This window comes from Ramlibacter ginsenosidimutans (assembly GCF_016654015.1).
GTDB classification, from domain to species: Bacteria; Pseudomonadota; Gammaproteobacteria; order Burkholderiales; family Burkholderiaceae_C; genus Ramlibacter; species Ramlibacter ginsenosidimutans.
The window spans coordinates 151,174-172,016 of sequence record NZ_JAEPWM010000010.1; the positions used below are offsets into that span (position 1 = coordinate 151,174).

A 20,843-nucleotide genomic window follows, 5' to 3' on the forward strand; every position below is an offset into this window, starting at 1 on the left:
GCCGCCGCGCTCGGGGACTCAGTGGAAATCGCGGCTGGAACCGATGCGGCCGAGGCGTCCGAGCAAGGGCGTGAGGTCCTGCAGCTGTTCGGCGATGAGGTGGCGCACGTTGCCGCCGCTGTCCACGTCGCGCTGCCACACGCCGCGCACGGCCATGAGGCGCGAATGCAGCAGCGCGTCGCGCTGGCGTTCGCGCACGTGCTTCCACACGATCACGTTCACGGGGCCGGTCTCGTCCTCGAGCGTCACGAAGATCGTGCCGTTGGCCGTCTGCGGCTGCTGGCGCACGGTGACGATGCCGCAGGCGCCCGCGCGCCGGTTGTGCGGCAGCTCGTCGAGTTGCTGCGCGCTCATCAGCTTCATGCGCGCGAGCTTCTGGCGGATCAAGGCCACGGGATGGCGGCGCAGGGTGAAGCCGAGCGAGGCGTAGTCGAAGAAGATCTCCTCGCCTTCGTGGGCCTGCGGCAGTTCGAGCGGAAGCTCGTTGATCGGCGCCTGCTGCAGCAGGCCGGCAGACTTCTGCTGCGCAGTGGCCTCCCACACCTGCTGGCGGCGGTGGCCGGCGAGCGAGCGCAAGGCATCGGCGGCGGCGAGCGCATCGAGGTCGTCGCGGGCGAGCTGTGCGCGCAAGGCGAGGTCCTCCACGCTGGTGAAGGGCTGGTCGGCGCGGGCTTGCACGATGCGCTGGCCCGAAGCTTCGCCGAGCGATCCCACCATGCGCAGGCCGAGGCGCACGGGTGGGCGATCGGAGTGAGGTTCAACGGGGGAAGAATTGGAATCTGACCCCAATTGGAAATCGAGAGTGCAGTCCCAGTCGGAGAAGCACACGTCCGCGGGCAGCACCTTCACGTCGTGGCGCTGCGCGTCCTGGATCAACTGCGCAGGAGCGTAGAAGCCCATGGGTTGCGAGTTGAGCATGGCGGCGAGGAAGGCTTCGGGCTCGTGGCACTTGAGCCAGCTGGAGTCGTAGGCGAGCAGCCCGAAGCTGTAGGCGTGGCTTTCGGGGAAGCCGTATTCGCCGAAGCCCAGGATCTGCCGGAAGATGCCTTCGGCGAATTCGCGCCGGTAGCCGTTGGCGAGCATGCCGTCGATCAGGCGGTCCTGGAACTTGTGGACGCCGCCATGGCGCTTCCACGCGGCCATCGAGCGGCGCAGCTGGTCGGCCTCGTCGGCGGAGAAGCCGGCGGCGATCATCGAGATCTGCATCACCTGCTCCTGGAAGATGGGGATGCCCAGCGTGCGCTCCAGCGCCGGGCGCAGCGCTTCGCTCTCGTACGCGATGCTCTCGCCGCGGCGCAGGCGATCGCGCGCCTTCAGGTACGGGTGGATCATGCCGCCCTGGATGGGCCCGGGCCGCACGATGGCGACCTCGATCACCAGGTCGTAGAACACGCGCGGCAGCAGGCGCGGCAGCATGGACATCTGCGCGCGGCTCTCGATCTGGAACACGCCCACGGTGTCGGCGCGGCAGATCATGTCGTAGGTGGCACTGTCCTTGTCGGGAATGTCGGTGAGCGCGAAAGGCCGGCCGCGCCGCTGCGCGACGAAGTCCAGGCAGCGGCGGATGGCCGTGAGGATGCCCAGCGCCAGCACGTCCACCTTCAGCAGCCCCATCTCGTCGAGGTCGTCCTTGTCCCACTGGATCACCGAGCGGTCCTTCATCGCCGCGTTCTCCACGGGCACGAGGCGCGTGAGCTTGCCTTGCGTGAGCACGAAGCCGCCGACGTGCTGCGACAGGTGGCGCGGGAACCCCATCAGCTCCTCGGAGAGCTCCATCCACAGCGCGAGCGATTTTTCGCAGGCGTCCACCTGCAGCTGCGCCGCGAGCTCGCCGACCTTCTGCGCGCGCAGGCCACGTTCGTCGAACCAGAAGTGGTCCTTGGCGAAGGCATCGACCAGCCGGTCGGCGATGCCGAGCGCCTTGCCGACGTCGCGGATGGCGCTGCGCGTGCGGTACGTGGCGACCACCGCCGCGATGGCGGAGCGCTCGCGCCCGTACTTGCGGTAGATGTACTGGATCACCTCCTCGCGCCGTTCGTGCTCGAAGTCGACGTCGATGTCCGGCGGCTCCCTGCGCTCGCGGCTGATGAAGCGCTCGAACAGCAGGTCCGAGCGCATCGGGTCGACCGCCGTGATGCCCAGGCAGTAGCACACGGCCGAATTGGCCGCTGAGCCCCGGCCCTGGCACAGGATGCCCACGCCGCGCGCGAACCTCACGATGTCGTGCACCGTCAGGAAGTACATCTCGTAGGCGCAGTCGGAGATCAGGTCCAGCTCGCGCAGCAGCTGCTTGCGCACGGCCCACGGCGCGCCGCCGGGATAGCGCTGGCGCGCGCCTTCGATGGTGAAGCGGCGCAGCGCCTGGCGCGGCGTGAGCCCGGCGGGCACGGTTTCCAGCGGGTACTGGTACTTCACCTCCTCCAGCGAGAAGGTGCAGCGGTCCGCGACGGCTATCGTGCGCTCCAGCAGCTCGGGCGGATAGAGCGAGGCCAGGCGCATGCGATGGCGCAGGTGGCGTTCGGCATTGCCTTGCAGCGCGAAGCCGCAGTCGGAGACGGGCTTGCCCAGTCGCACTGCGGTCATCACGTCCTGCAGCGGCTTGCGCGAGCGCGCGTGCATGTGCACGTCGCCGGCCGCCACCAGCGGCACGCCGGTGAGCTCCTCCGCGCGCTGCAGGGTCTGCAGCCAGAGATCGTCCGCGCCTTGCAGCAGCAGTTCGACGGCCAGCCAGAGCCGGCCGGAGAACCAGCCGTTGGCCCATCGCAGGCGCTCGCACAAGTCCTCCAGCGGCAAGCCGGGCGCCGGCGCGATCAGGATTTCGCAGTCCTGCAGCAAGCCGAAGTCGCTCGCCGCGCGCGAGCAGGCGTACTCGCCCTTGCCGGCTTCGCGCCGCGCGTTGCTGATGAACTCGCACAGGTTGCCCCAGCCCGTGACGTTGCGCGCCAGGGCCACCAGCCGGAAGCCGTCGAGCGCGAACTCCGATCCGAGCAGCAACTTGAGTTTCAGCTTGCGCGCCTCGGCATGCGCGCGCACCACGCCCGCGACCGAGCATTCGTCGGTGATGGCGAGCGCCGCATAACCGAGCTCGCTGGCGCGCCGCACCAGTTCCTGCGGATGCGAGGCACCCCGCTGGAAACTGAAGCTGGAGAGGCAATGCAGCTCCGCATATTCGGGCAACCAGGACATGCGGGCTCCTTCAGGCGTAGAGGCCGTGCAGGAACCATTGCGGCTGGTCCTGCTCGGCGCTCAGGCGCTCACGGTAGATCCACAGCAGGCCGGCCTTTTCGCTGCGGGCGACGAAGTAGTCGCGCAGCACGGGCGCCTGCGCTTGCGGATCCCACCAGGCGGCTTCGACGCGGCGCGCGCGCGTGAGCAACTGCAGCTTGCCCTGGTACCAGGCCTGCTCGCCTTTCACCTGCAGCTTCAGCGGCGCGTTCAGCAACCAGGGCGGCGACAGCGCATCCTCGTTTTCCTTCGCGTCGACGGGTGACGCACTCGCCGAGAGCGCCGGCACCCATTCCTGCATGGACTCGGGCCGGTGGTCCTGCCGCTCGCGCAGGCAGGTCACGTTCTGCTCGCCCAGGCGCACGCTCAGGCGCTCCAGCAGCTCGTGCAGCTTCTCGCCGGGCTTCTGGTCTTCCGGCAGGAGGCTGGTGGTGGCGCCGCCCCAGGGCACGGTCTCGATCGTGCGCAGCCGCAAGTGATTGGCCGGCGCGGAGATCGTCGCGCGGGACAGTTGCTCGGACGCGAGGCGGCGCAGGTGCCGCAAGTCCTGCGTGGCCTGCGCCGTGCGCAGCGTGAGCTTCTCGGTGGGCGGCAGCAGCTTGCCGTCCAGGCGCTTCAGGTCCAGCGTCCACTCCAGCTCCAGCGCCAGCACGCCGCGGTTGCGGGCCTGCAGCCAGGCCTGCAGGCGGCCGAGGAGATGCCCGGCGCACATCAGCAGTTCCGGCGCGGAGGTCGCCAGCATGGGCAGCTCCTGGTCCTGGTCGAACGCGGCGGGCAGCGCCATCCAGTCGTAGCGCTCGGCCCGCTGGCCCACGGCCTGGTCGATCGCATCGAGCAGGTCCTTGCCGAAACGGCGCGCGACACCGGCACGGGGCAGTGCGCTCAACTGGCCCAGCGTGGTCACGCCGATGCGTTCCAACGTCGCCACGTGGGGTCGTGCGGCAGTGAACGTCGCCAGCGGCAAGCCTTCGGGGATGCACTCGGGCAGCATCCGCCCTTCGCGTTGCAGGCGCAGCAGGGACAGAGCGACCAGGCCGGTCGGCCCCGTGGCCCAGGGAATGGAGCGCAGGCCGCTTTCCTTCAGCAGCCGGCGCAGCAAGCGCTTGCGGCCGCCGAACAGGCGCTCGGAAGCGCCCACCTCCAGCAACAGGGCTTCGTCGACGAAGGCGACCCGGGGGGTGAACTGCAGGCAGCGCCATCCCCAGGCCGTCGCATCGTCATCCGGCGAGGCTTGGAGTGCGATCCAGTACATGCGATCCGGGGGTGGGAAGGGGCGTGCCGGCGCGGCGCGCGGAACGGGCGGCCAGCAACGAGGAGAGCAGCGGCGTCTGCGAGCGCAGCACCAGCGGCTGCAGCAAGGGAGGACCACGCCGCTTCAGCAGCACGACCTCCAGCTGGTCGGTGCCCTGCACCAGCAAGCGCAGCCGCGCGGGCGACGACTGCTCGCGCGCGCTGGCCGGACGGAACACCACCAGCAGCTTCTGGCCGCCCTGGGCCGTGAGGTGCAGGCGGCGCAGGTCCTCGCTGCGTGCCTGCGGGATCCAGGCCAGCACCGCGCTCACGTCGGCGCAGCGCAAGGCCTGCTCCGCGGCCCACAGGCGCGCCCGCATGCTGTCCGCGTGCACGCACAACATGCGCTCGGGGGCAATGCCCTGCGCCCGCAGGCTGGGACCGAAAGGCTGGTATGGTGGATGCACCAGCAAGGCGGGATCGCCCTGCTTCACCGCGCTTGCCAGGGCCGGGCCGAGGAGTTGCCAGACGTGCCGCGAGGCATCCTGCTGCAGCACCTCCACCAGGTTGCCCAGGGGCCAGCCGCCGCCGGGAAGATGGCCATCGAGCACGCCGTGTCCCGTGGGCAGCACCTGCTCCTGCGCCGACGCCAGTTCCCTGCCCCGCCAGACGTGGGGCAGTTGGGAAAGCGGCGTGGCGAGAGGCTTCATGGCGGGTCCTGGTGATTTATACAGTAACTCGCCGGGGTCCCGGTGGCAAGCCCTTCCGGCCTGCCCCGGACGCCCGCCGATTCCGTTAAAACCTCCCGGTCGGCCGCGTCGGCGCGACCTCCATGGAGTCCTTCGTTGTACCGGCTCTTCGAAAAACTGTTGCATCCCTACCCCGAGGCCGAGCCCGGGGAGCTGCCCAAGTCCTTCTTCCCCTTCGTGTGGGCGTGCACGGAAGGCTCGCGGGTCTATCTGCTGCTGCTGGCCGTGCTGAGCGCGGCCATTTCCGGCTGGGAGGCGTGGCTGTTCGCCGTGCTCGGGCATGTGGTGGACTGGCTCACGCATGCGAAACCCGAACTGCTGTGGCAGCAGGAACGCGGGACCATGCTCGCCTTCGCGCTGTTCCTGTTCTCCAGCATCGCGCTGGTCGGCTTCCACACCTTCTTCAAGCACCAGACGCTGGCCATCAACTTCACGCTGCGGCTGCGCTGGATCTTCCACCGCATGATGCTGGGCCAGAGCCTGAGCTTCTATTCGGACGAGTTCGCCGGCCGCATCACGACCAAGGTGATGCAGACGGCGCTGGCGGTGCGCGAGACGCTGTTCACCGTGATCGAGGTGGTGATCGCCATCGGCGTCTACTTCATCACCATCATCGCGCTGGCCGGCAGCTTCGACACCCAGCTGATGCTGCCCTTCCTCATCTGGCTGGCGGCCTATGGCACCTCGTGCGTGTATTTCGTGCCGCGGCTCGCGCGCATCGGCAAGAAGCAGGCGGACGCGCGCGCGATGATGACCGGCCGCATCACCGACGCCTACACCAACATCTCCACCGTCAAGCTGTTCTCGCACACGCAGCGCGAAGCCGGCTTCGCGCGCCAGGCCATGACCGAGTTCATGAACTCGGGCTACCAGCAGATGCGGCTGGTGAGCAGCTTCGAGATCGTCAACCACACGCTGGTGGTGTCGCTCATCGTCGGCGCCTGCGGCTTTTCCGTCTGGCTGTGGACGCAGGGACAGGTCACGGCCGGCGCGGTCGCCGCCGTCACCGCGATGACGCTGCGCGTGAGCGGCATGTCGCACTGGATCATGTGGGAGATGGCGTCCCTGTTCGAGAACATCGGCACCATCCAGGACGGCATCGTCACGCTGACCCGGCCGCGCCAGGTGCTGGATGCGCCCGACGCGCAGCCGCTGCAGGTGCAGCGCGGCGAGGTGCGCTTCGAGCACGTGCGCTTCGGCTACGGCAAGCCGCAGCCGATCATCGACGACTTCACGCTGGTGGTGCGTCCGGGCGAGAAGGTGGGGCTGATCGGCCGCTCCGGCGCGGGCAAGTCCACGCTGGTGAACCTGCTGCTGCGCTTCTATGACATCGAGGGCGGCCGCATCCTGATCGACGGCCAGGACATCGCGCACGTGACGCAGGACAGCCTGCGCGCCAACATCGGCATGGTCACGCAGGACACCTCGCTGCTGCACCGTTCCGTGCACGACAACATCCTCTACGGCCGGCCCACCGCCAGCGAAGAGGAGATGGTGCTGGCCGCCCGGCGCGCGCAGGCCGACGAATTCATCCGCAAGCTCACCGACCCGCAGGGCCGCAGCGGCTACGAAGCGCACGTGGGCGAGCGGGGCGTGAAGCTCTCGGGCGGACAACGCCAGCGTGTCGCGATCGCGCGCGTGATGCTCAAGGACGCGCCCATCCTGCTGCTGGACGAAGCGACCAGCGCGCTCGACTCCGAAGTGGAAGCGGCGATCCAGGCCAGCCTGGAAGAACTGATGCAGGGCAAGACCGTGATCGCCATCGCGCACCGCCTCTCCACCATCGCCGCGCTCGACCGGCTGGTGGTGATGGATGAAGGCCGCATCGTCGAGCAGGGCACGCACCGCGAACTGCTGGCGCAAGGCGGCCTGTACGCGAGCCTGTGGCAGCACCAGAGCGGCGGCTTCCTCGGCGAGAGCAGCGCGGAGGAGGAAGCGCTTGCCTAGAAAACTGCGGCCGGCGGATTTCGCCGGCGATGCACCCGATGTGGCGCGCGCGCTGATCGGCGCCGTGCTGCTGGTCGACGGCGTGGGCGGGCGCATCGTCGAGACCGAAGCCTATGACCGCGAGGACCCGGCCTCGCACAGCTACTCGGGGCCGACGCCGCGCAACCGCGTGATGTTCGGGCCGCCCGGCCGCGCCTATGTCTATCGCTCGTACGGCATCCACTGGTGCCTGAACTTCGTGTGCCGGGAAGAAGGCCACGGCGCCGGCGTGCTGATCCGCGCGCTGGAGCCACTGGAAGGCATGGACGTGATGTGCGAGCGACGCGGACTGCATGAGCCGCGCCTGCTGTGCTCGGGGCCGGGCCGGGTGGGCCAGGCGCTGGCGATCGTGCACGACTTCAACGGCCATCGCCTGGACCAGGCGCCGTTCGAGGTGCGGGCGGCCGATCGTGACTACGAGGTGGTGGTCGGCCCGCGCATCGGCATCAGCAAGGCCGCGGACGTGCCCTGGCGCTTCGGGATGGCGGGCTCACGCTTCGTGAGCCGCCCGTTCTGATTCAGCGCTGCAGCGAGACGTCGCCGCCGCGCTGGATGATCGTGACCGGCGGGTTGCGCATCTCGGTGATCACCGTCTGGTTGGCGGGCGGCGTCGGCCCTGCGCCCATCGCCGCCGTGTTCACGCCGGCAGCGCGGGCCACCGTCGCCTGCGCGGGAATCAGGGTGTAGGAGGACATCTGCACGCGCGCCGCGGCGCCGGGCGGGACCATCACGATGTCGCCCGCGACGGTGGTGTGCGGCAGGTTCTGGCTCTCGGCCGTCTTGCGGTCCGTGAACAGGGGCGCCTCGCTCGTCGGCGAGATCTGGCGGCCGGTGCGTTCCATGCGGATGGTGTTGACCGGGACCATCGGGCCGCTCGGGCGCGCCACCTGCGCGATGCTCACCGGCGTGCAGGTCGGCGCCTGGTCGAACACCAGGCTGGCCCCGGCCGGGAACCGGGCCGCGAGCGCCTCGTGCAGCGACAGGCTCATGTCCACGGGCGCGTTCAGCCCGCGGTAGATCACGCGGTTGTTGCCGTCATAGACGGTGTAGCAGGCCATGGCCTGGGACCCGGCCAGCATCAGTCCGCAGAGAACGAGCAGTTTCGCATTCATGAAGTTTCCTTCCGCCGTGCACGACGACGCATTCTGATGGCGTGATGATGAGCCTGCCAAGCCCCGTCCGTTGTAGGCGAAGCCGGTCACGCGTGTCAGCGGCGTTCCGCTACGGGCGGGAATCCGACCAGCGGGCGGGCGAATCGCCCGGTCGCTCCGACGGCCGGCTCCAGTGCGCAGGTGTGCGGCCGAGTTGGGCGCTGTGGCGCACCGAGCGCAGCGCACCCCAGGCGGAGGGCTGCGTCTCCAGGAAAGGTTCCCGCGCGGGCGGCTGCACCGAGAAGCCGTCGGCCACGCGGCCAAGGCCGCGCAGCCAGTGCCCCGTCTGCGCCAGCGACACCTGCACGTGCCAGCTGCCGCCTTCGCGCTGCTGGCGCCACAAGGCGGCGGCGGCCGCGAAGGCGATCAGGCAGCCGGTTGCCTGGTCGAGCATCTGCATGGGCAAGGCCCGAGGTTTGCCGGGATCCCCTGCGGCTTGCGCCTCCGCCAGGTTGAAGCCGGTGGCGGTCTGCACCAGGGAATCGAAGCCGCGCCGCCCGCTCCACGGCCCTTGCGGCCCGTACGCGCAGAGCGAGACGGCGACGATGCCGGGCCGCCGCTGCGCCAGCGCCTCGGGCCCGTAGCCCAGTTGCTGCAAGGCGCCCGGCCGGTAGCCCTGCACGAACACATGCGCGTCCTGCAGCAGCGTGTCCATCGCCGCGCGGTCGTCGGGGCTGCGCAGGTCGAGGAGGACGGAGCGCTTGCCGCGGCTGGTGTCGGCGATGGAATCGATGTTGGGCAGGTGCGGCGCATTCACCAGCATGACGTCGGCGCCGTAGGCAGCGAGCGTGCGGCCGCCCACCGGACCGGCGAGGATGCGCGTGAGGTCGAGGACGCGCACGCCTTCCAGCGGGCGCTGCGTCTCGGCTAGCGGCGGCAGCGCCCGGGGCTCTGCGTCCCCGACGCGTGTGATCGTGAAGAGCGGCTGCGCCGCGATCGCGCGGCCGGCTTCGCTCGCGTCCCACTGCTCGAAGCTGCGCAGCGCTGCCGCCACCAGGCCCTGCTCCGCTGCAGCGGTCTCGAAGGCGATCGCGTCCCAGGAAAGCATGGCGCGCTCGGCGTCAGGGCGCTCCGCCGTCGCCGGATCCAGCCCGAGCAGGCGCAAGGCGCCGTCGCGGTGGTGCTTGAAGTTCGCGTGCACGCGCACCCAGCCGTCCCGCGCGCGATAGAGGCCGGAGAACGGGTCCCACTGCGGCGGCACGCGGCCGTCGATGCTGAACCAGCCCTGGCATTCCACGGCCGCGTGGGTCGCATCCACGCCGACCGACTGGCGTGGCGTGCCGCGCGCGTGCCCCAGCTCGCAGGCCGCGAGGGCCGCCGCCGCGATGCTGGCCTGGGCGGCCGTCGCAATGCGGAAGGACGAGGGATAAACGGGATCGCCGCCGGTGAGCGCCGCGCACTCCAGGGCGTCCCGCGGCAGCCCGGCGAGCTGCCACAGTGAGGCGAGGACCGCCTGCGCGTCCACGGCGCGACCGGATCAGCGCTTGAGCGTGACGCCGGTCTTCGACTGCACGAAGTCGAAGGTGACGCCTTCGGCCAGCTCGACCACCTTCAGCCCTTGCGGCGTCACGTCGAACACGCCGAGGTCGGTGATGATGCGGTCCACCACGCCCACGCCGGTGAGCGGCAGCGTGCACTTGGGCAGGATCTTGAGGTCCTCGGTGCCGTCCTTCTTCTTCGCCACGTGCTCCATCAGCACGATCACGCGCGGCACGCCGGCCACGAGGTCCATCGCGCCGCCCATGCCCTTGACCATCTTGCCGGGGATCATCCAGTTGGCGAGGTCGCCATGCTCGCTCACCTGCATGGCGCCCAGGATGGACAGGTTGATCTTGCCGCCGCGGATCATCGCGAAGCTGTCGTGGCTGCCGAAGATCGACGAGCCCTTCATCGTGGTGACGGTCTGCTTGCCGGCGTTGATCAGGTCGGCGTCGACCTCGTCCTCGTACGGAAAGGGGCCGATGCCCAGCATGCCGTTCTCGCTTTGCAGCCACACCTCGACGTGGTCGGGGACGTGGTTGGCCACCAGCGTCGGGATGCCGATGCCGAGGTTCACGTAGAAGCCGTCCTGCAGTTCCTGGGCCGCACGCGCGGCCATCTGGTCTTGGGTCCAGGGCATGTTCGTCTCTCCTATTCAGAGGGGACAGAGCTGAAGATCTGTCCCCAGCTCAATCAGAGGGGACAGAGCTGAAGATCTGTCCCCAGTCAATTATTTTCGCGGGCGGGTCGTCAGCTTCTCGATCCGCTTTTCCGGCGACGCATTGAGCACGATGCGGTGCACGTAGATGCCGGGCAGGTGGATGTCGTCGGGCGCCAGCTCGCCGGTCGCGACGATGCGCTCGACCTCGACGATGCAGACCTTGCCGGCCATCGCACAGGCCGGGTTGAAGTTGCGCGCCGTAAGGTTGAAGCGCAGGTTGCCGCTCATGTCGGCCACGTCGGCCTTCACCAGCGCGACGTCGGGCACCAGCGAGCGCTCCATGACGTAGGTCTCGCCGTCGAACTCGCGCAGCTCCTTGCCTTCCGCGACCATCGTGCCGACGCCGGTCTTGGTGAAGAAGGCCGGGATGCCGGCGCCGCCCGCGCGCAGCTTCTCGGCCAGCGTGCCCTGCGGCGTGAATTCCAGCTGCAGCTCGCCCGCCAGGTACTGGCGCTCGAACTCCTTGTTCTCGCCCACGTAGGAGGAGATCATCTTGCTGATCTGGCGCGTCTCCAGCAGCTTGCCGAGGCCGAAGCCGTCGACGCCGGCGTTGTTGGAGATGACCGTCAGGTCCTTGACCCCGGTCTGCTTGAGCGCCTCGATCAGCGCCTCGGGAATGCCGCACAGGCCGAACCCGCCGACGGCGAGCAGCTGGCCGCTGCGCACGACGCCGTCGAGCGCCGCCGCCGCACTGGGAAAGATCTTCTTCACACGGTTCTCCTGCAGGAAGAGCGGGGCCGCAGGGGCGGCCCGGACGAGGCTACGATACTACCTAGGACGTTACGTAGTTCTCCCTAGAGAATAGCCCCCATGGACCTCGATTACCGGCTTGCCTTCGAACAGGCCCCCGTGGGGCTCTGCCTGTCGCGCAACCGGGTGATTGTGGACTGCAACGGCCAGCTTTGCGAGATGTTCGGCTGGTCGCGCGAGCTGCTGCGGGGCCAGTCCTTCCGGGTGCTCTATCCCAGTGCGGAGGAATACGAGCGGCTGGGGCAGCGGATGATCCCGATCCTGAACGCCAAGGGCCGCTACGCGGATGACCGGATCATGAAACGCGCCAACGGCGACCTGTTCTGGTGCCATGTGAGCGGCCGCGCCGTCAACCGGCAGGCGCCGCACGAGGCCGGCATCTGGGCGTTCGAGGACCTGAGCGCGCAGCGACCCGTGAAGGCGGAACTCACGCCGCGCGAACGCGAGGTGGCGGCGCGCCTGCTCGAAGGCCTGACCTCCAAGGAGATCGGCAAGGCGCTGGAGATCAGCCATCGCACGGTGGAGATCTACCGGGCGCGGCTGATGCGCAAGTACCGCGCGAACACCACCGGCGACCTCGTGCACAAGCTGATGGCCGGCGGCTGAGCGGCGGCCCGGCAGCCCGACGACGCCATCCCGGGGACTGCGGTTGAACAGGAACCGTAGGCTGGTGGTGAGCCTTAGGCGAACCCCAGCTCGCTGCGCTACTCTGCATCGCTGGGGTTCGCGGTGCTCACCGCCAGCCTACGAGGGCCCGTCGCCGTCGCGCGCGAATTGATCCAGCGCAATGAACTGCGCGCCGCCGCGTTGCAGTCTGATCTCGAGTGACGAATGTCGCGACACGTTCGCGACCCAAGCAACGGATCCGATGCGCCCCCTGCCGACCTTCCGCCAGTTGCTGGCCGTGATCATCCTCGGATGCGTGCTGCCCATCACCGGGCTGGCGCTGGCCCTGGTCGCCTATGAATACCAGCGCGAGCGCGACCAGGTCGAACAGACCGCGGTCGGCACCGCGCGTGCGCTCATGACGGACGTGGACGACCGCTTCGAGGGCATGCAGAACTCGCTGCAGGGGCTGGCGAGTTCGCCGGCGCTGGCGGTCGGCGACCTCGGCAAGCTGTTCGAGGAGGCGCAGGTGTTCTCGCGCACGCAGCGCGTCCAGGGCGTGCTGCTGGTCGACGCGAACGGGACGGAGCTCGTGAACACTCGCACGCCGTCGGGCCAGCCGCTGTCCACGCAGCCGCGCGCGCTGCTGCCGCCTGCCCCGCAGCGAGCGACGGTGCTGGACCTGTTCCGCTCGCCGATCACCGGCCAGTACGCCACGGGCATCCTGCTGCCGCTGCCGCAAGGCCGCACGCTCCAGGTGGACCTGGACCCGCGGTGGCTGCGGGAGGTGTTGTTGCGCCAGAAGCTGCCGCCCTCGTGGGTCGCGGCGGTGCTGGACCGCTCGGGCCACATCGTGGCGCGGACCCGCGAGCACGAACGCTACCTCGGCACGACCGCGCGGACTGAGCTGCTCGAACGCATCGCGGAGAGGCCGGAAGATGCGGTGCGCAGCGTGACCGTCGATGGCGTGCCGGTGGTTTCCGCCTTCAGCCGCTCGGATCGGTCAGGCTGGTCTGTGGTGATCGGCATGCCGCGCGAGGAGCTCCGGGCGCCTCTGCTGCGCTCCACCGCCGTGCTGCTGTCCGGGACGGCCGCAGTGCTCCTGCTCACGCTGTGGATGGCGTGGCGGCTGGCACGCAGGCTCGGCGCCTCCATGGAGGCGCTGGGTGGGGCGGTTCGCGCCGCCGTCCACCACGCGCCCCTCGACCTGTCGCGGCCCGCGTTCCAGGAGGCGCACCAGCTCGGCCAGGCGCTGCTGCATGCCAACACCGTGGCGGAGGACGCGGCCAGCGCCCACCGGCGCATCGAGCAGCGGATGCGCAGCGTACTCGACACGTCCATCGACGGGATCGTCGTCGCCGACCACAACGGGCGCATCGTCCTGTTCAACCGCGCAGCCGAGGCCATGTTCCGGCTGCCCGAAGAGGAGGCGATCGGCATGGAAGTGGAGCAGTTGCTCGCGCCCGGCGAGCGCGCCCGGCACCGCGAGCTGCGCGAACACATCGGACTGGAGGAGGCGCGCAAGATGGCGCCGAACCGGGTGGTCGAGGGCTTGCGCACGGACGGCCGCAGCTTCCGCGCGGAAGCGTCGATCTCGGTGACGCAAGGCGAGGACGGGCGGCTCTACACGGCGGTGCTGCGCCCCTTGCCCGACGCGTGAGCGCGGGCCGCGCGCTTCACGTCGCTTCGATCACCTCGGCCCCCGTGCGGAACGCATCGAGCGCGGTGCTACGCTTGCACCTGACGTAGGAGACCACGATGAACCGCTACCCGATGCCCGAGCTGAACGACCTCCCGGAAGACATGCGCCAGCGCATCCTGGAAGTGCAGGAGAAGAGCGGCTTCGTGCCGAACGTCTTCCTTGCGCTCGCGCGGCGCCCGGCCGAATGGCGCGCCTTCTTTGCGTATCACGACGCGTTGATGCTCAAGGAGACGGGCTCGCTCACCAAGGGCGAGCGCGAAATGATCGTCACCGCCACGAGCGCGGCGAACCAGTGCCTGTATTGCGTGGTGGCGCATGGCGCGATCCTGCGCATCTACGAGAAGAAGCCGCTGGTGGCGGACCAGGTGGCCGTGAACTACCGCAAGGCCGACATCACGCCGCGGCAGCGCGCGATGCTGGATTTCGCGATGAAGGTCTGCCTGCGCTCGCACGAAATCGCCGACGCCGACTTCGAGGCGCTGCATCCGCACGGCTTCGACGACGAGGACATCTGGGACATCGCGGCGATCACGGCCTTCTTCGGCCTGTCGAACCGCATGGCGAGCTTCTCGAACATGATGCCCAACCCCGAGTTCTACCTGATGGGGCGGGTGCCGAGGGAGAAGAAGGCGTAGGGCGAATCGAAGCGCCGTGGGAGCGCGAAGAAGAGAACGCAGAGTGCGCAGAGGTTACGCAGAGGACGCAGAGAAGACAGGAAAAGAGAGGGAAGACCTCCTGAGGATTTTCTTTGCGTCCTCTGCGTAACCTCTGCGTCCTCTGCGTTCACCTGTCCCGATTCGGCCGAGCACGTATCGCAGCCACTGCGGCACGCGCGTCGCTTCATCCGCTAATTAGAGACTGAAGCCATCATCCGCCGAGATGACGGCCCCGTTGATGAAGCTGCTGCGGTCGGAGGCGAGCATCAGCAGCACCGCGTCCAGGTCCTCGGGCTTGCCCACGCGTTTGCGCGGAAGCATCTGCACCAGCTTCTGACCCTGCTCGGTCTGCCAGTGCTGGTGGTTGATCTCGGTGTCGATGTAGCCGGGGCACAGCGCGTTCACGTTGATGCCGAAGCGGCCCCACTCCAGCGCCATCGCCTTGGTCATGTGCACGACCGTCGCCTTGCTCATGGCATACACACCGATCTGCGGCAGCACGCGCAGGCCCGCCGCGGACGCGATGTTGATGATGTGCCCGCCCGTGAAGCTGCCCGGGGCGGCGCCGCGCGCACGGGCCAGCATGCGCTTGCCCACTTCCTGCGCGACGAAGAAGGCGCCCTTCACGTTGGTGTCGAACACGTAGTCGAAGTCTTCCTCCGTCACGTCCTGGATGCGCTGCGTGGTGCTCACGCCCGAGTTGTTCACCAGGATGTCGATGGAGCCCATCTCCGTTTCGGCGTGCGCCACCGCGGCCTTGATGCTGTCGGTGTCCGTCACGTCCAGCGTGACCACGTGCGCATCGCCGCCTTCGCCTTCGATCTGCGCGCGCAGGTCCTTCAGCTTCTCCATGCGGCGCGCGGCCAGCACCACCGCGGCGCCCGAGCGCGCCAGCACGCGCGCGAACTGCGCGCCCAGGCCGCTGGAAGCGCCGGTGACGAAGGCGACACGGCCGGACAAGTCGATGCTGTAAGCCACTGGGACTCCTCTCTAGAATGCGGATGGGGATAGCACGATGGTTCGCAGCGCGGCCGTGGCGCAATAGAATGCGAAGCTGCCCCACGGCGCGCGACGGTGCGTGCGCGTTCAATCCATTATCCGACGAGACTCCATGACCGAAGAAGAAATCCTGGCCCAGTACGGACCGCGTGAAGCGATGGAGTACGACGTCGTGGTGGTGGGCGGCGGTCCGGCCGGACTCGCGACCGCGATCCACCTGAAGCAGCTCGCCGCCGAGTCGGGCAAGGAGCTCTCCGTCGTCGTGCTGGAGAAAGGCTCCGAGCCCGGCGCGCACATCCTGTCGGGCGCCATCATGGACCCGATCGCCCTGTCGGAGCTGATCCCCGACTGGAAGGAACAAGGCGCGCCGCTCAACGTCCCGGTCACGGAAGACGTCTTCCTGTTCCTCGGCGAGAAGAAGGGCAGGCGCGTGCCCAACTTCCTGCTGCCGCCCAACTTCGGCAACCACGGCAACTACATCGTGAGCCTGGCCAACGTCGTGCGCTGGATGGCGCAGCAGGCCGAGGCGCTGGGCGTGGAGATCTTCCCCGGCTTCCCCGCCGCCGAAGTCCTCTACAACGACGACGGCTCGGTCAAGGGCGTGGCCACCGGCAACATGGGCATCGGCAAGGACGGCCAGCCTACCGACCACTTCCAGCTCGGGATGGAGCTGCACGCGAAGTACACGATCTTCGCCGAGGGTTCGCGCGGCCACCTGGGCAAGCAGCTGATCCCGCGCTTCAAGCTCGACGACGGCCGGGATCCGCAAAGCTACAGCATCGGCATCAAGGAAGTGTGGGAGATCGATGCGTCGCGGCACACGCCGGGCCTGGCGCTGCACAGCGCGGGCTGGCCGCTCGACGAGATGACCTATGGCGGCTCGTTCCTCTATCACATGGAGAACAACCAGATCGCCATCGGCTTCGTGGTCGGCCTGGACTACGCCAACCCGTATCTCTCGCCCTTCGAGGAATTCCAGCGCTTCAAGACGCACCCGAACATCCGCTGGTATTTCGAGGGCGGCACGGCCAAGCGGCTGGGCTACGGCGCCCGCGCCCTGACGGTCGGCGGCATCCTCTCGCTGCCCAAGCTCGTGTTCCCCGGCGGCGCGCTGGTGGGCGACGACGCCGGCTTCCTCAACGCCTCGCGCATCAAGGGCAGCCACGCGGCCATCAAGACCGGCATGCTGGTGGCGCGCGCGGCCTTCGATGCGGTCCAGGCGGGCCGCCAGCACGACGAGCTCACTGCGTATCCCGCAGCCTTCGAGAAGTCGTGGCTGTACACCGAGCTGAACAAGGCGCGCAACTTCAAGCAGTGGTTCAAGAAGGGCCGCACGGTCGCGACCTTCATGACGGGCATCGAGCAGTTCGTGCTGCGCGGGACGATCCCGTGGACGCTGCACCGCGAGCGGCCGGACTACACGTACCTGAAGCCGGCCGCGCAGTGCAAGCCGATCCTGTATCCGAAGCCGGACGGCAAGCTCACCTTCGACCGGCTCTCCTCGGTGTTCATCTCGAACACGAACCACGAGGAGAACCAGCCGGCGCACCTGACGCTGAAGGACCCGACGGTGCCCACGCGCGTCAACCTGCCGGAGTACGCGGGCCCCGAGCAGCGCTATTGCCCGGCCGGCGTCTACGAGTTCGTCGAGGACAACGGCAACGCGCGCCTGCAGATCAACGCGCAGAACTGCGTGCACTGCAAGACCTGCGACATCAAGGACCCCACGCAGAACATCGTGTGGGTCACGCCCGAAGGCGGCGGCGGCCCGAACTACACCAACATGTAGTGCTTACGTCGTCTGCCTCGCGGCAAGACGACGCGCAACCGTCAGCGGACCTTCAGTCTTCCCCGAGCTTTCCCTGTGCGTGCGAAGTGCGTGCGCGGGTAGCCTGCCCCGGACATAGGAGTCCGCATGCAAACGCTCGCACAAAGAACCATTTCGAAGATCAGCTGGCGGCTGCTGCCGCTGCTGATGGTCAGCTACTTCATCGCCTACCTCGACCGGGTCAACCTCGGTTTCGCGGGCGCCGCGATGTCGAAGGACCTGCACTTCACCAGCACCGTCTTCGGCAGCGCCGCGGGCATCTTCTTCCTCGCCTACTTCCTGTTCGAGGTGCCCAGCAACCTGGCGCTGGAACGTTTCGGCGCGCGCAAGTGGATCGCGCGCATCATGTTCTCGTGGGGGATCATCTCCGCCGCGCAGGCGTGGGTCGGCGGCAGCACCAGCTTCAACACCGTGCGCTTCCTGCTCGGGATTGCGGAAGCGGGCTTCTTCCCCGGCGTGATCTTCTACATCACGCTGTGGTTCCCCGCCGCCTACCGCGCGCGCATCGTCGGCTGGTTCATGTTCGCGATCCCGATCTCCACGGTCATCGGCTCTCCCATCTCCGGCTTCATCCTGAACATGGAAGGCATGGGCGGCATGCACGGCTGGCAGTGGCTGTTCATCCTCGAGGCCGTGCCCGCGGTGATCCTCACCCTGTTCGTCCTGCTGTACCTGCCTGACGGTCCGAAGGACGCGAAGTGGCTCACGGACGAAGAGCGCAACTGGCTGCAGTCCACGCTGGACGCCGAGCGCCGCAACCGCGAGAGCTTCCATCGGATCTCGTGGAAGCAGTCCCTGACCAACTGGCGCGTGATCGCGCTGGGCTTCGTGTACATGGGCGTGACGGTGCCCCTGTACGGCCTGGGCTTCTTCCTGCCGCAGATCATCCGCGGCTTCGGCGGCCTCGGCAACGTGGAGATCGGCTTCATCAACGCCTTCCCCTACCTGATCGGCGCCATCGCGATGATCTTCTGGACGCGCCTCTCGGATGCGAAGAAGGAGCGCAAGACCTTCATGCTGCTGTCGATGGCCTGCATCGCCGCCGGCCTGATCGGCGCCGCCATGACCGCGGCGCCCGTGCCTAAGATGGCCTTCGTCACGCTCGCTGCCTTCGGCATCTTCACCGCCCTGCCCGTGTTCTGGACCCTGCCCACCGCCATCCTGAGCGGCACGGCCGCGGCAGCCGGCATTGCCTGGATCAACTCCATCGGCAACCTGGGCGGCTACATCGGCCCGACGATCTTCGGCGCCCTGAAGGACAAGACAGGCAATGACTTCTACGCCGTGCTGTTCCTCGCGCTGCTGGCGGTGATGGGACTGGTCCTGGTGCTCGCGGTCGGCCACGACAAGCGCGCGGAGCACGCGGCGGACATGGCCACGGCCTGAGCATCGGTACACCATGACGTTCCTCACTTCCAGGCGCGCGCGCCGCGCCTTTCTCGGCTCGCTGCTCGCGCTCGCGGCCTCCAGCTCGTTCGCCGCCTGGCCGGACCAGACCATCCGCATCATGGTGCCCTGGGCGCCCGGCGGCGCGACCGACCAGATCGCGCGCCTGATCGCGCAGCCGCTCGGGCAGGCGCTCGGCGTGACGGTGGTCGTGGACAACAAGGGCGGCGCCGGCGGCGTGATCGGCACGCAGATGTTCGTGAAGGACAAGCCGGACGGCTACAGCCTGCTGCTCGCGACCAGTTCCACCAACGCCGCGGCGCCCTACCTGTACAAGAAGCTCGGCTTCGACCCGCTCGCCGACTTCACGCCGGTCACCACCCTGTGCGCCATTCCGAACGTGATGGTCGTGCCCGCGAAGTCGCCGTGGAATTCGCTCGGCGACATCGTGGCCGCGGCGAAGAAGAACCCGGACAAGTACACCTACGGCTCCGCCGGCATCGGCGGCTCGCAGCACCTGGCCGGCGCGGAGTTCAAGAAGGTGGCCGGCATCGAGATCCGCCACGTTCCGTACAAGGGCAGCGGCCCGGCGGCGCAGGACCTGATCGCCGGCAACATCGACATGATGATCGACACCGGGTCGCTGGGCAGCATCCGCGGCGGGCTGCTCAAGCCGATTGCCGTCGCTTCCGAGAAGCGCCTGCCCGCCCTGCCCAACGTGCCGACCTTCAGGGAAGCGGGCGTGCCGATGGTCGCCTCCGCCTGGTACGGGCTGATGCTGCCGGCACACGCGCCGCGCGAGGTGGTATTGCGCCTGAACGCCGAGGTGAACAGGATCCTGAAGTCGCCCGAGATCCACCAGCGCCTGGTGGACATGGGCGCGGAGGTCTGGGGCAGCACGCCGGAGGAGTTCGCGAAGTTCAACGCGAGCGAACTGAGGCGCTACGAAGCCATCGTGCGCGATTCGGGGGCGCCCAAGGAGTGAGGCTACAATCCGCGCGGTCAGGAGAGAGTTCCCGCGCGGAACCGCCGAAGGCGTCGAACGCTCAGGCACCCAGGACTGACAAGCACCCCGTTCGCGGGGTGCCTCCATGCTGGAGAGAGGCCGCAGCGCCGAGTTGCGGTCCACCGAAGGAGCAAGCCCCCAGCCGGGGTGAATCTCTCAGGTAAAGCGGACAGCACGGGCCCGCCCATCGTGTGTACGATGGTTCTTCGCCTGTGGAGCACACCTGTCCGTGACTGATCAAGAGCTGCACAAGACCCCCTTGCATGCCCTGCACCTGGAGCTCGGTGCGCGCATGGTTCCCTTCGCCGGCTATGCCATGCCGGTGCAATACCCCGCCGGCCTGATGGCCGAACACCGCCAGACCCGCGAGAGCGCCGGCCTGTTCGATGTTTCGCACATGGGCCAGTTGCGCCTCTCGGGGCCCGAGGCTGCGCGGGCCTTCGAGACACTCATGCCGGTCGATGTCGTGGACCTCGCGCCCGGCAAGCAGCGCTACGGCCTGCTGCTCACCGACGAGGGCACCATCATCGACGACCTGATGTTCGCCAACCGCGGCGACCACCTGTTCGTGGTGGTCAACGGCGCCTGCAAGCACGTCGATCTCGCCCACCTGCAGGAGCGCATCGGCAAGCGCTGCGAGATCGTCACCATGTTCGACCGCGGCCTGCTGGCCCTGCAGGGGCCGAAGGCCGTCGATGCATTGCAACGCGTCGTGCCTGGCGTCGACAAGCTCGTCTTCATGACCGGCGCCGGCTTGGTCTGGAACGGCGCCGACCTCTTCATCACGCGCAGTGGCTACACCGGCGAGGACGGCTTCGAAATCTCCGTGCCCGCCGCGCAAGCCGAAGCGCTCGCACGCACCCTGCTCTCGCAGCCCGAGGTGAAACCGGTCGGCCTGGGCGCACGCAATTCGCTGCGCCTGGAAGCGGGACTGTGCCTGTACGGCAACGACATCGACACGACGACCACGCCCGTCGAAGCCGCGCTCACCTGGGCCATCCAGAAGGTGCGGCGCACGGGCGGCGCGCGCGCCGGCGGCTTTCCCGGTGCGGCCCGGGTGCTGGGCCAGCTCGATGGCACGGTGCCCGTGGCACGCAAGCGCGTGGGCCTCGTCGCGCAGGAGCGCGTGCCGGTGCGCGAACACGTGGAACTGCAGGACACCGCAGGCCAGCGCATCGGTGAGGTCACCAGCGGCCTGCTGGCGCCCACGCTCGACCGGCCGATCGCGATGGGCTACGTGCCGCCCGCGCTCGCCGCGGTGGGCACGCGCGTGCAGGCCCTCGTGCGCGGCAAGCCCGTCCCCATGGAAGTGGCAGCCATGCCTTTCGTTCCCAACCGTTACTACCGCGGCTGAGGCCGCCGACAGGAG

At 68.6% G+C, this 20,843-nt stretch carries 17 protein-coding genes and 2 riboswitches; of the genes, 9 read left to right on the plus strand and 8 right to left on the minus strand.

The window, feature by feature from the left end; all coding sequences use genetic code 11:
• Window positions 1-18 precede the first annotated feature (18 nt).
• From JJB11_RS20735 to imuA, 3 genes are read right to left on the minus strand one after another with little or no spacing between them, the layout of a single operon-like run.
• A complete protein-coding gene (locus tag JJB11_RS20735; RefSeq protein ID WP_201175980.1) occupies window positions 19-3,186 on the minus strand; it encodes an error-prone DNA polymerase in 3,168 nt (1,055 codons plus the stop codon).
• 10 nt (window positions 3,187-3,196) lie between these two features.
• Entirely contained in the window at window positions 3,197-4,477 is a 1,281-nt protein-coding gene (locus JJB11_RS20740; protein WP_201175982.1) for a Y-family DNA polymerase, read from the minus strand.
• Window positions 4,443-5,165 (minus strand): translesion DNA synthesis-associated protein ImuA, encoded by a 723-nt coding sequence (gene imuA, locus JJB11_RS20745; protein WP_201175988.1) that lies wholly within the window; start codon window positions 5,163-5,165, stop codon window positions 4,443-4,445. The genes JJB11_RS20740 and imuA overlap by 35 nt, the downstream gene beginning before the upstream one ends.
• A gap of 135 nt (window positions 5,166-5,300) precedes the next feature.
• Between imuA and JJB11_RS20750 the strand changes: the two genes are divergently transcribed.
• Together JJB11_RS20750 and JJB11_RS20755 are read left to right on the plus strand one after the other, a co-directional pair.
• Window positions 5,301-7,151: an ABC transporter ATP-binding protein gene (locus JJB11_RS20750; protein WP_201964990.1), complete on the plus strand. Its 1,851-nt coding sequence runs from the start codon at window positions 5,301-5,303 to the stop codon at window positions 7,149-7,151.
• A complete protein-coding gene (locus JJB11_RS20755) occupies window positions 7,144-7,707 on the plus strand; it encodes a DNA-3-methyladenine glycosylase (RefSeq protein ID WP_201964991.1) in 564 nt (187 codons plus the stop codon). Before JJB11_RS20750 ends, JJB11_RS20755 begins: the two co-directional genes overlap by 8 nt.
• 1 nt (window position 7,708) lies before the next feature.
• On the opposite strand, the gene JJB11_RS20760 is transcribed toward JJB11_RS20755, so the two are convergent.
• The 4 genes from JJB11_RS20760 to JJB11_RS20775 all read right to left on the minus strand — a co-directional run bounded on the left by JJB11_RS20760 (window position 7,709) and on the right by JJB11_RS20775 (window position 11,252).
• Window positions 7,709-8,302, minus strand: coding sequence for a hypothetical protein (locus tag JJB11_RS20760; RefSeq protein ID WP_201175991.1), 594 nt, complete (start codon window positions 8,300-8,302; stop codon window positions 7,709-7,711).
• Window positions 8,303-8,411: 109 nt separating this feature from the next.
• Window positions 8,412-9,806, minus strand: coding sequence for a CoA transferase (locus JJB11_RS20765; RefSeq protein ID WP_201175996.1), 1,395 nt, complete (start codon window positions 9,804-9,806; stop codon window positions 8,412-8,414).
• A 12-nt stretch (window positions 9,807-9,818) separates the two neighbouring features.
• Window positions 9,819-10,460 (minus strand): CoA transferase subunit B, encoded by a 642-nt coding sequence (locus tag JJB11_RS20770; protein ID WP_201175998.1) that lies wholly within the window; start codon window positions 10,458-10,460, stop codon window positions 9,819-9,821.
• 90 nt (window positions 10,461-10,550) lie between these two features.
• On the minus strand, window positions 10,551-11,252 hold the full coding sequence (locus JJB11_RS20775) for a 3-oxoacid CoA-transferase subunit A (protein WP_201175999.1): 702 nt from the start codon (window positions 11,250-11,252) through the stop codon (window positions 10,551-10,553).
• A gap of 99 nt (window positions 11,253-11,351) precedes the next feature.
• On the opposite strand from JJB11_RS20775, the gene JJB11_RS20780 reads away from it, so the two are divergent.
• The 3 genes from JJB11_RS20780 to JJB11_RS20790 all read left to right on the plus strand — a co-directional run bounded on the left by JJB11_RS20780 (window position 11,352) and on the right by JJB11_RS20790 (window position 14,234).
• On the plus strand, window positions 11,352-11,897 hold the full coding sequence (locus tag JJB11_RS20780; RefSeq protein ID WP_201176000.1) for a LuxR C-terminal-related transcriptional regulator: 546 nt from the start codon (window positions 11,352-11,354) through the stop codon (window positions 11,895-11,897).
• A gap of 262 nt (window positions 11,898-12,159) precedes the next feature.
• Window positions 12,160-13,557, plus strand: a complete 1,398-nt coding sequence (locus JJB11_RS20785) for a PAS domain S-box protein (RefSeq protein WP_201176002.1) — start codon at window positions 12,160-12,162, stop codon at window positions 13,555-13,557.
• Between the two features lie 98 nt (window positions 13,558-13,655).
• The gene (locus tag JJB11_RS20790) at window positions 13,656-14,234 is read left to right on the plus strand and encodes a peroxidase-related enzyme (RefSeq protein WP_201176003.1); all 579 of its coding nucleotides are present in this window, start codon (window positions 13,656-13,658) and stop codon (window positions 14,232-14,234) included.
• Between the two features lie 216 nt (window positions 14,235-14,450).
• Here JJB11_RS20790 and JJB11_RS20795 read toward each other — a convergent pair whose 3' ends face one another.
• On the minus strand, window positions 14,451-15,233 hold the full coding sequence (locus JJB11_RS20795; RefSeq protein WP_201176005.1) for an SDR family oxidoreductase: 783 nt from the start codon (window positions 15,231-15,233) through the stop codon (window positions 14,451-14,453).
• 133 nt (window positions 15,234-15,366) lie between these two features.
• Between JJB11_RS20795 and JJB11_RS20800 the strand changes: the two genes are divergently transcribed.
• The 4 genes from JJB11_RS20800 to gcvT all read left to right on the plus strand — a co-directional run bounded on the left by JJB11_RS20800 (window position 15,367) and on the right by gcvT (window position 20,828).
• Complete coding sequence (locus tag JJB11_RS20800) at window positions 15,367-17,043, plus strand: electron transfer flavoprotein-ubiquinone oxidoreductase (RefSeq protein WP_201176007.1); 1,677 nt, start codon at window positions 15,367-15,369, stop codon at window positions 17,041-17,043.
• A gap of 126 nt (window positions 17,044-17,169) precedes the next feature.
• Window positions 17,170-18,468: an MFS transporter gene (locus tag JJB11_RS20805; protein ID WP_201176008.1), complete on the plus strand. Its 1,299-nt coding sequence runs from the start codon at window positions 17,170-17,172 to the stop codon at window positions 18,466-18,468.
• A 13-nt stretch (window positions 18,469-18,481) separates the two neighbouring features.
• A complete protein-coding gene (locus JJB11_RS20810) occupies window positions 18,482-19,453 on the plus strand; it encodes a Bug family tripartite tricarboxylate transporter substrate binding protein (protein ID WP_201176010.1) in 972 nt (323 codons plus the stop codon).
• An 8-nt stretch (window positions 19,454-19,461) separates the two neighbouring features.
• Window positions 19,462-19,541, plus strand: a riboswitch (glycine riboswitch).
• An 11-nt stretch (window positions 19,542-19,552) separates the two neighbouring features.
• Window positions 19,553-19,657, plus strand: a riboswitch (glycine riboswitch).
• Between the two features lie 40 nt (window positions 19,658-19,697).
• On the plus strand, window positions 19,698-20,828 hold the full coding sequence (gcvT, locus tag JJB11_RS20815; protein WP_201176174.1) for a glycine cleavage system aminomethyltransferase GcvT: 1,131 nt from the start codon (window positions 19,698-19,700) through the stop codon (window positions 20,826-20,828).
• The last annotated feature ends 15 nt before the right edge of the window (window positions 20,829-20,843 follow it).